This is a genomic window from Pseudoalteromonas translucida KMM 520, from assembly GCF_001465295.1.
GTDB classification, from domain to species: Bacteria; Pseudomonadota; Gammaproteobacteria; order Enterobacterales; family Alteromonadaceae; genus Pseudoalteromonas; species Pseudoalteromonas translucida.
The window spans coordinates 2,276,348-2,288,976 of record NZ_CP011034.1 but is presented as its reverse complement, the minus strand read 5'-3'; the positions used below and the strand labels follow the sequence as shown (position 1 = coordinate 2,288,976).

Genomic DNA, 12,629 nt, shown 5'->3' with positions numbered 1-12,629 from the left:
GCAATTGTTGGTATGTTATATTGTATCAATTAAATGTTCCAGTAAATGTTCTCTAGTAAAATATTTTATAGGGGAGGGGGATCACCGCGTTAGCGTAAGCCCGGCACAGTAAAAGTTATTGAGGTAATAAAGCGCATAGCACGTTGGTAAAGCTTACAGCGTTTATGGCTTAATACAGCAAAACGCCCCAAATATGGGGCGTTTTATCTGCGCTAGTTAATGAGTCGTTGAGTTAAGTAAGCTTTTTGGTGAGCCACATACCGCCTAGCACGGCCGCAAAAAACAACAAAAATTCCATTTTAAGAGACACTAATTGAACCAAGCCAGGGCCTGGGCATATGCCACTTAAACCCCAGCCTAAACCAAAGAGTATTGAGCCAGTAATTAAGCGCGTATCAACTTTTTTTAAATCACTTAAGTTAAATGATCTTGAAAGGAGCGGCTTCTCTTTTTTTGCAACCCATAACCACGTAAGCATCATTATTAGCATGGCAACAGCCATCACTATAATTAAACTTGCGTCCCATTGGTTTCCATAGGTAAGAAAGTTAATTACTTTAGCGGGGTTTGTCATACCGCTAATAATAAGCCCTAAGCCAAATATAAAGCCTATAACAACCATAATAATTGCTTTCATTATTTATCCTACCAGGTTTGCTGTAATAATGGCGACGAGCATAAATGTACATGTTGCAACCCAAGAGCGGGTAGAAAAGCGCGACATGCCACACACGCCATGGCCACTTGTGCATCCATTAGCTAAAGTTGTACCTACGCCAACTAAAAGCCCTGCAACAATAATAAGCCAAGGCGGCAACTGTAATTCGCCCTCTAATAAAGAAGGCGCAAATACCCTTACAGCTACACCCGCCAACAACAACCCTAAAATAAAGTATAGCTGCCAACGAGAACCCGAATTTACTTTAGCAAATACAGACTTAACAATACCCGATATGCCTGCAATTTTTCCGTACAAAACCAGTAATAACGTACACGCTATACCTATTAATGCACCGCCTATAGCAGCCGATACTGGGGTGAATTCTGTTACCATTTTTTAAATTTCCCAAACAATAGAAACACCTAAACCGGTTTGTTTCATTTCGATTGATACTTGCTGATTTGGCGCTAAGTAGCTAGCACCCGTTACTTTTTACTGGTGACTAATATCACCGTTTATAATCTAAATCACATAGATTCGAGCGTTTTGCCGCGCGTTTCTTTAATGTATTTAACAACAAAAAATATACTTATAAGTGCCGATAACGCATAAAAGCCGTATGCACCGGCAAGGCCTATATTGGCAAGCATTATAGGGAAGGTCATAGTGATTGCAAAGTTAGCTATCCACTGCGCACTGGCGGCCACAGCAAGGGCTGCACCTCGAATACGGTTATTAAACATTTCGCCTAATAATACCCATACAATAGGGCCCCAGCTTAAGCCAAAAAATACCACAAATAAGTTAGCCATAATCAACGCAAACGCACCCATGTCATCGCTAAGGGTAAGTTTGCCTGCTTCATCAAGGCCTGCGCTGCCAAATATATAGGTAAGTGCACTTAGGCTGATAAACATACCAATACTACCCACTAGTAACAGTGGTTTACGGCCAACTTTGTCTACTAGGGCAATGGCAATAAAGGTCGATACAATATTAGTAGTGCCCGCTAATACATTTATAAATAGTGATTGCGACTCATCAAACCCAGCGGCTTGCCAAAGCTCAGAGCCGTAATAAAACACCATGTTAATACCCACAAATTGCTGAAATACACTCAGCGCCACACCCACCCAATAGGATGTACTTTTTACTGCCATCAATAAATAAATCGCGAATACTTGGCTTTGTATCGCTGTGCAAGGATCGTTTTACATCGCTTATTTGCGCATCGGCATTGTCGTTCGATATTTTACTAAATACCGCTTTTGCATCATCTACTTTACCTTGCGCCACTAAATAACGAGGCGACTCGGGAATAAACAACACACCCACTAAAAACAGTACTGCAGGCACAAGCTCAGCCCAAAACATTCAGCGCCAAGCGGCTATATCAAGCATTAAAATATTTTGCGCGCTACCTGCTGCATCAGCAATTAAATAGTTGCTTAAAAACGCAGCAAACAAACCCAGTACAATAGCGAGTTGTTGTAATGTAGCTAAACGACCACGAAGTGCTGGTGGCGCAACCTCAGCAATGTAAGCTGGCGCTAATACCGATGCAGCACCAATACCTAAACCACCAAATAAACGGTAAAAAATAAACTCCGCAGAGCTTTCGCTAATGCCTGAACCAAACGCACTAATGGCAAAAATAATCGCAGTGATGATCATAATTGCACGGCGGCCAAACTTATCAGCCAGCGGCCCCGCAGCAAGCGCACCTAAGGCACAGCCAAGTAATACAGACGCTACGTTAAAGCCCGTAGCCACACTGCTAGAATTAAATGCATTACCGAGTGCCGATACCGTACCGTTAATAACGCCCGAGTCAAAACCAAATAAAAAGCCACCAATAGCAGCCACGGCCGATATAAATATTACGTAAAAAAGAGAGGTGTTTTCAACTGTGTTGGCTGAGTGGGAAGGCGGTGTGTGCGTTGTCATTATATGCCCTGAAATATAAATTAAATATAAAGGAGCATAATATAGTAAAGCGCTATGGCTGAATACGTTGGTTTATAAACTGATAACATATTCAGTAGGTATATGTTTAAAAAGTAAACTTGCTTATCAAAAGAGAGTTAGGTGTAATGAGTGTGAAATAGGTACCAAATATTTTGGCAATTAACTTTGCAACGAGACTATATAAATATATCAAACTTGACCTCATAGCTAATGATCAACTAGTGGTTAATATTTTGCTCCATGAAAAGCAGCTAAATTGCTAAAAGTTTATATAAAAATGCAAAATAGGGGGGAATCCTAAATAAATTTTAGTAAGTGCATTAACTACAATAAAAATACTAAAGTAAAAGGTATGAAAGAGCCATGAAAGATCAAGATATAATTTATCATTACACATCTGTTGAAGCATTTATGAGCATTATACAGAGTCAAAGCTTATGGGTTAGCAGTATTACCGAAATGAATGATAGTCAAGAAGGTAAGCTATTACCCCCTTTAATCCGACGAGCAATAGAAAGTGTTCATCTAAGCGCTGAAGAAACTATTAGATGTATGGAAAAGTACCATTCAAAAGATCCTTTAACACAGCACCTTAGGGTGATCCCTAACATCGAATCTAACCCTGAATTTATTGAAGGTATGAGAGACTTAACAAAACGAACTCTTGTTGAGTTAATATTACCTTCTTTAGAAATTGTTTCTAATATGCTTCTACCACACATATGTTGCTTCTCTAAAAACGGAGATAAATTAAGTCAATGGAGAGCTTATGGGGACGATGGTAAAGGTGTTGCTCTAGCCTTTTCCAAAATAGAGCTTGAAAAGTCGATCAAAAATAAAAGTGAGTTTCCTAAATATATTAATGATGTTATTTACAACAAGCTAGATCAGGATGAATATTGTGCTAAATTAATTAAAGAATTAATTGAGCAGAGTATTTTCAGATCTAAAAAAGTAGATCCTGTGAAAGAGAGGTTTGTAAGTAGTAATTTCTTTGCTGCACCAGTGCTCTTCAAAAGTGAAGGATTTAGCGAAGAGGATGAGGTCAGACTCGTTTATAACTCTAATGATGAGATGAAATCAAAATACAGAACAGTAAATGGAAATATAATTTCTTTTTATGAGCATGTGTTTAGACCATCATGCTTAAAAGGTATTATTTTAGGCCCAAAATGTAATTTGCAAACCGATACTCTAGATTTTAAAAGGTTTTTAGGCAGTGGGTATAATCACTTATTACAATCCATAAAAAAATCGGAAGTTTCTTACAAGTAACTTAATAATAAGTTTGTGTGTCAGGAGGTATTGAGCTTTTGAGATTAAAGTCACTTTTGATTAAATTATAAAATAGGTAAACCAGTGTTTCAGTTTTATATACTTATAACTGCAATAATAAGGTTTTACTGTTGTTCAAAAAGTATTTTTAGCACTAGTTATAGTGCTAAACCCTCCCCCAGTTTCTACCTTACATCTCAAAATTCTCAAAGCACTCTTTTTACAGCTCTATAGTGAGTGCTTTAGGGCGAATGCCTTGTACTAGATTGTATACTTCTTCTGTTGTGTAACCTGCAGAATTTAAAATAAGTGCAGCTACCAACCCCTGTGCGGTCAGTGCCGCCTTTGCAATGTATGACAATGCTTTGTTTGTGTAGTGTGGCTTGTAATATGTCGCTTTTTACATTCAGTGCTTATCGACTCTACATTATTTTTATATGGCAACTATAACCATTACTGATTGCAACTTTAAGATTGAATAATAAGCGCAAATACTGGATACTGTTTTTATATACAGTTGTGGCGATATTATGAAAAAAGAATTACCAGCAAAATACTATTTAGCGCATTTTAGAGAGCTTATTGAGTTTGTAACAAGTAAATGTATGCATTTACTTGAGCCTAAACATAGTGAATTTATTAGTAAAATTAACCAGCTAGATGAGCAAAGCCAGTGCATGTTGGCGCGTGTGTATTCGCGCAAGCCTTATTTGGTACAGGCGCAGTCGCTTAATTATGAAGAAATAACCTCGCCGCATCAGGCTATTTATACGCTAAAAAAAGCCGGTATTTTATTTGAGCCAAACAAGCTGCATTATTCACAGCTTTTGGCTCACTTAACCAAACCTGCTTTGCTGGAGTTACTAAGTAATTACCCAGATCAAATAAGCTTTAAAAAAAGTGCCGCGAAAGGCGCGCTGGTGGATATTGGCCGTGAATTTTTTAAAACCTGCCCGCACGAGCTTGCACCGCTTTATAGTCAGTATGTAATTAATAACCGCAGCGATTATTACGAGTATTTTGAGTTTTTATTTGCAGGAAAACTAAGCAGTGGTGATGTGAATCATCAAAATCGTTTTGTAATGCGAGACTTAGGTTTAACCGCTACGCGTGAAGGGCACAGCGAGAGCTTATCGCGCTTTGATACGAAGGCCGAAGCGCAATCAAACTATTTACTAAACCGTTACCGATTAGCATTTAAAAATATAACCGATGAGAGCGATTACGATGCTTTAGCGCCGCTGGTTTTAGTGCAAGCTGCGCACGGTGCCATTGCCGTTGCTCTTAAAAATAAGTTATTAGTACAGCTTTTTAAACAGTTAAAAAATACCAATAGCGAACTTGCTTTTAGCTTACTTGAAGGGTGCGTGGATGATAGCGAAGCACACGAAATTCAAATAAGAGAGCAATACCGGCTTGGTAATAAAGAGTGGGTAAAAGCACGATTAGAAGCCATTATTGAAAATCCGCTAACGGATGATTTACTGTATTTTGCTGACGACTTTTTAATGCGTAAATTTAATAAAAAAACACGTTCGCGTTTAAGTGCCATGCTTGCCGACACGCAATGTACACTCGAAATTGACGAATTATACCGAGGTGAAGTAGAGCAAGGCGTAAACGACTATTACACTGCCCAAGGTATGCAGGTATTTAATACCGAAAACACATTGTGGCAAAGTTTGTTTGGTTTAGTATTTTGGCACGAGTTATTTATTGATACCCCTTACCCGCCGTGTAGCGAGTTTGATATTTATCCGCAAGTATTAAGGCTTGGTAACTTTTATGCAGCGCAACAGGCACAAATAAATGAGCGCTTAGCACAGTGCCAAACGTCGCAAACATTACTTAATTTAGTGTGTAAAAATGCAGCGCAATACTTTGATCAACCTAACGGTTTATTTAAATGGCATAACGAGCTACTACAACCGTTAGAAGCGCTTATTTTAAATAGCCCGCATGAGGCATTAATTACTCATTTAACCAATATGAGTAAGCATTACTTACAGCTAAAAGACGGCTACCCCGACTTAATGGTTATCAATAATGGCAAAGTACATTTTGAAGAAGTAAAAGCACCGGGCGACAAGCTAAGGCGCAACCAATTAACCACCATTGATAATTTAAAAAATGTCGGCTTTGAGGTACATATAGCCGTTGTTAAGTGGTTTATAGATCCCAATCGCATTTACAGCGTCGTTGATTTAGAAACGACAGGTGCATTAAAAGGCGGTAACAAAATAACCGAAATTGGCTTAGTAAAAGTACAGCATGGCAAAGTAATCGATACCTGGGCTACTTTAGTTAACCCACAGCGACATATACCCGGGTTTATCACGTCGTTAACTGGTATTAGCGATAGCATGGTAAGTAATGCGCCAGTATTTGCAGATATAGTACAGCCTTTAATGGCTAAATTAGCGGGAAGTATTTTTGTTGCGCACAATGTTAACTTTGACTACGGGTTTATTAAAAAAGAATGCGAAATGGCAAAAGTGTCTTTTAAAATGCCCAAGTTGTGCACTGTGGTAGAGTCGCGTAAAGCCTTTGCGGGCTTAAAGTCGTATTCGTTGGGTAATTTGTCAAAGCATTTTAATTTAAATTTAACCAGCCATCACCGAGCACTTGCCGATGCAACCGCCACAGCGCAGTTGTTACTCCTTATTCAACAAGCACTAATAGCACATAGGTAAATACAGGGAAGGTATTTACCGTGTTTTTTAACTTTAATTGCAGTTGCTTGCTCTCTAGTCGCTTTGTCATAAAGACTCTCGCTACTTAATTTTAATTCAAGTTTTTAAAAAGCACTTAATTTTAAATTAAGTTTAAAGTTTTTATTTTATTTTGGAATAAACCAATAATTCATCCGTCTTCTATATGTCAATCCGACACACTAGAGGAAAAGATGATGACTAAACTAAATAAAATTGTAAGCGTAATGATGTTAAGTGGTGCTTGTGCTTTTGTAACTACGGCGCATGCAGCTGCAGTTGACATTACTCAGTCAACGTCGGCAGAGCAACAAACAGTAACGTCAGTGAAAATGGCTCAAAATGGTGTAAATGCCAGAGGCAGTAATGACACTAACGTATCGAACGAGACGAGCGTAACCGCTTCAAAGTCAGAAACAACCGCAGCGGCTGACAACGCGGAAGTTACAACAGCAGATGGGCAAAGTGATACCGAAAATAGTGCAAATTCACTGGTTGCAGCTACAAGCTCGGCGCTTAACACTTCATTCAGCTCATCGGCTGTTTCATTAAATGCGACGACCAACACCGCGTTAAACACCTCAGCACAGCTAACTAGTTCAGCCGCTAATTTAACCGGTGGGCTGAGCCAATCTTCATTATTAAATGTAACATCAACGCAGACTGAAAACGCTGAAGGTGTTAAACCTACAACGCCAGACACCGCGCTGGTATCAAATGTTAGTCATGCAAAAGCTGCAGTAACGCAAGCTGCAGCAGAAAATACGCTTAATTCAGCACAATTAACAAACCAGCTAACACTTACAAATACCGTAAATTCTGCGCTGCAATTAGGCAATGGGATTGACGCAAGCAATGAGGTTGTAGGCAGCGTTCAGCAGTCTTTAATGAGCAGTGTACAAGACAGTACCGTGAGTTCGTTGCAAGCTACGGTACAGCAAAGTGTTAGTGGGCAAGTTAGCTCAGCGGTGTCAGAGCAAATAAGTAACGATGTAGCACTGAGTACAGCAAGCGAAGTGGTTACTAATATTACCAACGATTTAGACCTAGGCCTTTAATACATTATTAAAGCCGAGTAGGGCAACCTACTCGGCGTGTTGGAGATCACTATGAAAGCAATTATTACAGCCACATTATGCGTATTTAGCACTCAAGCCAGCTTTGCTGAAACAACAGCCATAGCGCCAAAAAGTAGTTTTGATGTATCCGCCGATGCTGCGGTGGGAGTATTAAATAACTCGGCATTGTCAGTACAAGAACTCGATGATATTTCATCAAAAAGCGATAGCGGCGTTAAAATTTCGACTGGCGCGACTGCAAAATGGCAAGTGTCTAAAGCTGTAAAGCTAACGTCAAGTTATCGCTTTGAGCAGCAAAATTATGACGAGTTTGATCAGTACGATTTAGACTTACATCAATATGGGGTAGATGGGAGCTATAGCTTTAATAGTAATGAGCTAGGGCTACGCTACGATGGCGCTAAAGCCAATGTGGCTGGCGATACCTTTTTACATTTTAACCAAGTAAGTGCCTATTATGGGCGATTTTTATCACCGCAAACTTACTTAAGAATGAGTGTGAAAAATAAAACCAAACGCTTTGCCAGTGCAACAGCGCGTGATGCCGATGGTGTAGGGACTGATATTGGCTTGTATCACTTTATAAACGACGGACAGACCATGCTAATGGCATCAATAGCCGCTGATAAAGAGGATGCACAAGACAGTCAATTCGATTTTAGCGGCTATACCTTTAACACAAAAATAACGCACAAATTTACCGCACTTAATTTAAGTAATAAAGTGGGCTTGGGCTGGCGCTATCAAAATAAAAATTACGAAGAGCAAACGAGTAATGAAGTATTTGAGGCAATTCCTTCGCGCGATGAGCATAGAAATGTTGTTAACGTGTTTTGGCATCTCGACTTGTTTAAACATATAATGTTAGTCACAGAAGCCGAGTACGGTGACTATGAATCTAAGCAAAGTAGTAACACTTATACGCAAAGTATTGTCTCTGCATCTATTAAAGTGCACTTTTAGGGCGATAAATTGCCCCATAGCCAAACCGACTATCTTTACCTTGCTCACCGAGATCGTGAGCAAGCGAGGTTAGTTCATCAAGCGCTTTGGTTTTGTTGTTTTTATGTTTTACCAGTAAGCAACTCAGCGCAGCACTCACATGAGGGGCTGCCATTGAAGTCCCCGACTCCTTGCCAAATTCACCATTGCCTAAAGCGGTAAATACATTTACCCCCAGTGCACTAAAGTCAATATAGTCACCATTATTAGACCATCGATAAAGCTGGTTATTGTTATCGATAGCACTAACTGCAATAACGCTATGATACGCCGCAGGGTAGAGCGGCTTAGCCGCAGGGCCTTCGTTTCCTGCTGCGGCAACGATAAGACTATTTTGCTTTATCGCCGCTTCGATACTGGTTTTTAAAATAGCATTGTCTGGCCCAGTTAAGCTCATATTGATTACCTTAACTTTTTCATGCGCTAACCAATCTAACGCCTCAACAATGGCAAATAATGTCGCCCCTTGTGCAAACTCTGACTGACGATAAAACACCTCAGCGCTATATAAGTATGCATTACCTAATAGCGGAGTGAGCTCATTGCTGCTACCGACTAATAAGCCCGCAATCGCAGTACCGTGTAATATCGGGGAATTAAGTTCATCGGGTAAAAAGCTACGATTAATAATTTTTGCGTTAGTAAAAGCGCGGTGCTGCTTGTTTATGGCACTATCAATAATACCTATTTTGGCGCTAGATTGGCAAAAAGGCTGCGGCGTTTGAGCGGTGATTGTCGTTAATACAGCCGTTGATGTTTGTGCTTGATATACATGGTTTCGATCCAGTAGGGCCGCGTCAGTTAAGTTAAGTTTTTTTACTAATTGTGCTTTGGAGTCAATGTTTTTGGCCACATTAAAACGTACTAAACTCATTCTAAGAGAGCTGTAGTTTTTAACTGAAATAATTGTCACATCGTGTTTTTTTAGCGCACTGAGCTGTTCGGCATTAGCCATTAATAACCATTGGTGTTGAATAGCACGAAAGCCACCTTCTACCTCTACGTCAACAAACATATTATGTTGGTTGTTAATACTTATATTAATTACACTGGGTAAGTTACTCAACGGTTGGTTTACTTGTGCTTTTAGTTCGTCCAGCGAGGTTTGTGGGATCAGTGCGGGTAAGCGCTTAGTGCGATTGATGCTTGACTCAATTCTTTGCTCAATCGAGTTTAATTGCTTGAGCGCTTGGTCTACCGGTACTAGGTTTGCAAATACCGAGCTGGTACAAAAACAAACAGAGGCTGTAATTATGAAAGGTATTTTCATGCTAAAGTTACTTCTTATAAATTAAAACGTTAATAGGATCTGTTTATTTTTCGAGGTTGAATAAACTTTAATCCTGAAAGGTCACAGACCCTAAGTTAACGTTTGAGGCAAAAATTAATTTCAATTATTTTGGAATAAATTTTTATTTGAATCGTCTTCTCTCAATAGAGGAGTAAAAAATGCAAAAAAACCTACAAACACTATTACCCATGTTAAGACGTTTTGCCTACTCGCTAACGGGTAGTAAAGCAGATGCAGACGATGTAGTGCAAATAACAATTGAAAAATTATTAGTTAAAGGCATTCCCGAGGACGTTGAACCCGCAAAGTGGGCGTTTAAAGTTTGCCGTAATGTATGGATAGATGAGTATCGCTCTCGCAAAGTACGCCAAGAAGCAGTACAGAATGAGCATTTACAAGAGCCTGTAAGCACAGATGAGCACAGTGCCTTAGAGCAAAAGCAATTGCTTGAAAAAGTGAACAGCGCACTAGGTGATCTCCCCGATGAACAGCGCGCAATTGTGTCTTTAGTAGCGGTGCAAGGCATGGCATATAAAGAGGTCGCACAAGTACTTGATATACCCATAGGCAGTGTGATGAGTAAACTGTCGCGCGCTCGAAGTGCACTGTATAGTTTAATAAAACCAGACTTTAATTAGGAGCAAGCATGAAAATTACCGATGAAACACTTAGCGCCTTTTTAGATTCTGAGTTACCCGAAAACGAGATGGAGCAAGTACGCTTAGCGTTAGAAACCGATGACGAATTAGTAATGCGATTAGCGGAATTAAGCGAAGTGGACGCTTTGCTTAAACAGCACGCGAGTTTAATTGATCAGCAACCACTGAGTGAGGCGCTGGCTAAAACCGTGGCTAAACTACAAAGCAATAACCTAGTGCAGTTATCAGCATGGCAAAGGGTTAAGCAAGCAGCGAATAAAAACCTCGCCATTGCCGCCAGTATTGCAGTTGTGTTTGGTGTGGGCACTACTAGTTATTTTCAAACGCAAAGTAATTCCAGCTTAGTGGCACAACATATAGCAACCGCGTTAGATACGCAGTTGAGCACTGATGAAGTTACCCAAGCCGATGGGACAACATTTAAAGCAAGTTTAAGTTTTGCGAATCTACAAGGTGAGCTTTGTCGGCAGTATGAAGTGGCTGCAGCGGCTAAAAGCAATGTTGCTATTGCGTGTAAAACAGCGGATGGCTGGCAAGTAAAAGCGCAGTTTCAACAAGGGAAAAGTGACAATGGTTCGCAATATCAAACGGCTTCTAACAATAAACCGCTTGAGCAAGTAATTGATCAAATGATCAGCGGCGCGCCATTAAACACAAACCAGGAACAACAAGCCATTGCTCAGCAATGGAAAATTAAAAATAACTAATGAGGTATTTTATGAAAACAACATTATTAATAATGAGCATTTTAATCTTGGCAGGGTGCGCATCAAAACCCGATTACCGCGCAGCTAACAAAGGCTCAACCGGTTATAGCGAGCAAAAAATTAGTGATGACCGCTATCGTGTTGAATTTAAAAGCATATCAAACAGCGTCGCTGACGCTGGCGATTATGCACTGTTAAGAGCGGCTGAACTAACTCAAGCTCAAGGTTATGATTGGTTTGTGGTTACTAACAAAGAAACCTTTGTTGAATCTAAATCACACGCACCGACGTCATCAGTAAGTGCAACACGTGGCCAGCAGGTTGAACGCAGCTGTGGTTTGCTTACCTGTGAAACACGCACCCGCCCAGTGAACGAAATGGGTGTGCAAATTAGTAATCACGATAGTCGCAAAGAAGTACATACGCTGCTTGATATCAAAATGGGTAAAGGGATAAAACCAAACGATAACAGCTATAGTGCTCAGGATGTGATTGATAATTTAAGTGCTAAAGCGAAAAAGTAACGCAACACAACGGGGTTATTACCCTATTGGAACTAAAGCTTAACTAACCTGAACATTGGATAATAAATCTATCTCGAGCAGCTATTTTCAGCGCTAACTGCGTTGAATTTACTTGCAATAGGCCAGCTATTGACGCGTAAATTCTTCTTGTTTTCACTGAAAATCTCTTAACCATAGTTCAAGTTAACTATTAAAACGATAAGCAGGTAACTAAGATGCGTTGCTGTTATTCTGCTTTTTTTCAAAGTCGATTTTTACTATTTCGAGTGCTTTAAGTACTTCATCAGGAGCAACGTCGTGTTGCTCTAGTAGCATAATTAAATCGACTGCGAGTTTTATATGGGTTGGTGCTTGTTGTAGGTTATTGCTCATGTTGGGGTTTCTTTTTTGCAATTTGGCTAATTGCTACATCAATGGCTGTTTGCACCCGCTGTTGCATATGCATACGTTCTGTTTGTGATAAATAATAGGCCATATCTACGTCGGAGCGAATATAGCGAGAAGGCAGTTGATTTAAAACAGTACAGCAAAAATCGGCCATTACATCATCAGTATATTGTTCATTAAGTTTGCGATTAATTATTTCTTCTAAAACAAATTTTTCATAAAAGTTATGTATATCTTCATGTAATTGCATATTCCACTCGCTCGTTTTTAATCCATTTAATTGAGTTTATACCAAGGTGCAGTATAAATCGAGGGTGTAGTTTTACAGCTATTTATTAACGGTTAATTAGTTAGTGGCTTGATTG

12 protein-coding genes and 2 pseudogenes are annotated in these 12,629 nt (G+C 39.7%); 7 read left to right on the top strand and 7 right to left on the bottom strand.

The window, feature by feature from the left end:
- Positions 1-232: 232 nt before the first annotated feature.
- The 3 genes and pseudogenes from PTRA_RS10655 to PTRA_RS10645 all read right to left on the bottom strand — a co-directional run bounded on the left by PTRA_RS10655 (position 233) and on the right by PTRA_RS10645 (position 2,608).
- Positions 233-637, bottom strand: coding sequence for a DUF6691 family protein (locus PTRA_RS10655; protein ID WP_058373756.1), 405 nt, complete (start codon positions 635-637; stop codon positions 233-235).
- A gap of 3 nt (positions 638-640) precedes the next feature.
- Entirely contained in the window at positions 641-1,054 is a 414-nt protein-coding gene (locus tag PTRA_RS10650; protein WP_058373755.1) for a YeeE/YedE family protein, read from the bottom strand.
- Between the two features lie 134 nt (positions 1,055-1,188).
- Positions 1,189-2,608: pseudogene (locus PTRA_RS10645) on the bottom strand (sugar porter family MFS transporter).
- Between the two features lie 384 nt (positions 2,609-2,992).
- Here PTRA_RS10645 and PTRA_RS10640 point away from each other — a divergent pair.
- A complete protein-coding gene (locus tag PTRA_RS10640; protein WP_058373754.1) occupies positions 2,993-3,904 on the top strand; it encodes a DUF2971 domain-containing protein in 912 nt (303 codons plus the stop codon).
- Between the two features lie 220 nt (positions 3,905-4,124).
- On the opposite strand, the pseudogene PTRA_RS10635 reads toward PTRA_RS10640, so the two are convergent.
- Positions 4,125-4,305 (bottom strand): annotated as a pseudogene (locus PTRA_RS10635) (tyrosine-protein phosphatase); the annotation flags it as partial.
- Between the two features lie 129 nt (positions 4,306-4,434).
- Between PTRA_RS10635 and PTRA_RS10630 the strand changes: the two are divergent.
- The 3 genes from PTRA_RS10630 (at position 4,435) to PTRA_RS10620 (ending at position 8,657) form a co-directional block, all read left to right on the top strand.
- Positions 4,435-6,597: an exonuclease domain-containing protein gene (locus tag PTRA_RS10630; protein ID WP_058373753.1), complete on the top strand. Its 2,163-nt coding sequence runs from the start codon at positions 4,435-4,437 to the stop codon at positions 6,595-6,597.
- Between the two features lie 212 nt (positions 6,598-6,809).
- Positions 6,810-7,673 carry a serine-rich family protein gene (locus PTRA_RS10625; protein ID WP_237113451.1) on the top strand — a complete coding sequence of 288 codons (864 nt, stop codon included), beginning with the start codon at positions 6,810-6,812 and terminating at the stop codon, positions 7,671-7,673.
- Positions 7,674-7,724: 51 nt separating this feature from the next.
- Positions 7,725-8,657, top strand: a complete 933-nt coding sequence (locus PTRA_RS10620) for a hypothetical protein (protein WP_058373751.1) — start codon at positions 7,725-7,727, stop codon at positions 8,655-8,657.
- Here the strand turns inward: PTRA_RS10620 and PTRA_RS10615 are convergent.
- Positions 8,641-9,966, bottom strand: coding sequence for a S8 family serine peptidase (locus tag PTRA_RS10615; protein WP_058373750.1), 1,326 nt, complete (start codon positions 9,964-9,966; stop codon positions 8,641-8,643). The genes PTRA_RS10620 and PTRA_RS10615 overlap by 17 nt on opposite strands.
- Before the next feature lie 179 nt (positions 9,967-10,145).
- Here PTRA_RS10615 and PTRA_RS10610 point away from each other — a divergent pair, with 179 nt between their 5' ends.
- Genes PTRA_RS10610 through PTRA_RS10600 form a run of 3 tightly spaced genes read left to right on the top strand, consistent with a single transcriptional unit; the run spans position 10,146 to position 11,877 of the window.
- Positions 10,146-10,625 carry an RNA polymerase sigma factor gene (locus tag PTRA_RS10610; protein WP_058373749.1) on the top strand — a complete coding sequence of 160 codons (480 nt, stop codon included), beginning with the start codon at positions 10,146-10,148 and terminating at the stop codon, positions 10,623-10,625.
- An 8-nt stretch (positions 10,626-10,633) separates the two neighbouring features.
- Positions 10,634-11,353: an anti-sigma factor family protein gene (locus PTRA_RS10605; RefSeq protein ID WP_058373748.1), complete on the top strand. Its 720-nt coding sequence runs from the start codon at positions 10,634-10,636 to the stop codon at positions 11,351-11,353.
- 11 nt (positions 11,354-11,364) lie between these two features.
- On the top strand, positions 11,365-11,877 hold the full coding sequence (locus tag PTRA_RS10600; RefSeq protein ID WP_208855507.1) for a CC0125/CC1285 family lipoprotein: 513 nt from the start codon (positions 11,365-11,367) through the stop codon (positions 11,875-11,877).
- 210 nt (positions 11,878-12,087) lie between these two features.
- Here the strand turns inward: PTRA_RS10600 and PTRA_RS18920 are convergent, their stop codons facing one another.
- Together PTRA_RS18920 and PTRA_RS10595 are read right to left on the bottom strand one after the other, a co-directional pair.
- On the bottom strand, positions 12,088-12,249 hold the full coding sequence (locus tag PTRA_RS18920) for a YbaM family protein (protein WP_083497521.1): 162 nt from the start codon (positions 12,247-12,249) through the stop codon (positions 12,088-12,090).
- Positions 12,239-12,514, bottom strand: a complete 276-nt coding sequence (locus PTRA_RS10595; RefSeq protein ID WP_058373746.1) for a late competence development ComFB family protein — start codon at positions 12,512-12,514, stop codon at positions 12,239-12,241. The genes PTRA_RS18920 and PTRA_RS10595 overlap by 11 nt, the downstream gene beginning before the upstream one ends.
- Positions 12,515-12,629: the final 115 nt, after the last annotated feature.

Bases quoted from the DNA above. Each gene is read 5' to 3' on its own strand.
- PTRA_RS10600 (WP_208855507.1), top strand. From the start codon at position 11,365: ATGAAAACAACATTATTAATAATGAGCATTTTAATCTTGGCAGGGTGC.
- PTRA_RS10615 (WP_058373750.1), bottom strand. From the start codon at position 9,966: ATGAAAATACCTTTCATAATTACAGCCTCTGTTTGTTTTTGTACCAGC.
- PTRA_RS10655 (WP_058373756.1), bottom strand. From the start codon at position 637: ATGAAAGCAATTATTATGGTTGTTATAGGCTTTATATTTGGCTTAGGG.
- PTRA_RS10620 (WP_058373751.1), top strand. From the start codon at position 7,725: ATGAAAGCAATTATTACAGCCACATTATGCGTATTTAGCACTCAAGCC.
- PTRA_RS10650 (WP_058373755.1), bottom strand. From the start codon at position 1,054: ATGGTAACAGAATTCACCCCAGTATCGGCTGCTATAGGCGGTGCATTA.
- PTRA_RS18920 (WP_083497521.1), bottom strand. From the start codon at position 12,249: ATGAGCAATAACCTACAACAAGCACCAACCCATATAAAACTCGCAGTC.
- PTRA_RS10630 (WP_058373753.1), top strand. From the start codon at position 4,435: ATGAAAAAAGAATTACCAGCAAAATACTATTTAGCGCATTTTAGAGAG.
- PTRA_RS10605 (WP_058373748.1), top strand. From the start codon at position 10,634: ATGAAAATTACCGATGAAACACTTAGCGCCTTTTTAGATTCTGAGTTA.
- PTRA_RS10640 (WP_058373754.1), top strand. From the start codon at position 2,993: ATGAAAGATCAAGATATAATTTATCATTACACATCTGTTGAAGCATTT.
- PTRA_RS10595 (WP_058373746.1), bottom strand. From the start codon at position 12,514: ATGCAATTACATGAAGATATACATAACTTTTATGAAAAATTTGTTTTA.
- PTRA_RS10610 (WP_058373749.1), top strand. From the start codon at position 10,146: ATGCAAAAAAACCTACAAACACTATTACCCATGTTAAGACGTTTTGCC.
- PTRA_RS10625 (WP_237113451.1), top strand. From the start codon at position 6,810: ATGATGACTAAACTAAATAAAATTGTAAGCGTAATGATGTTAAGTGGT.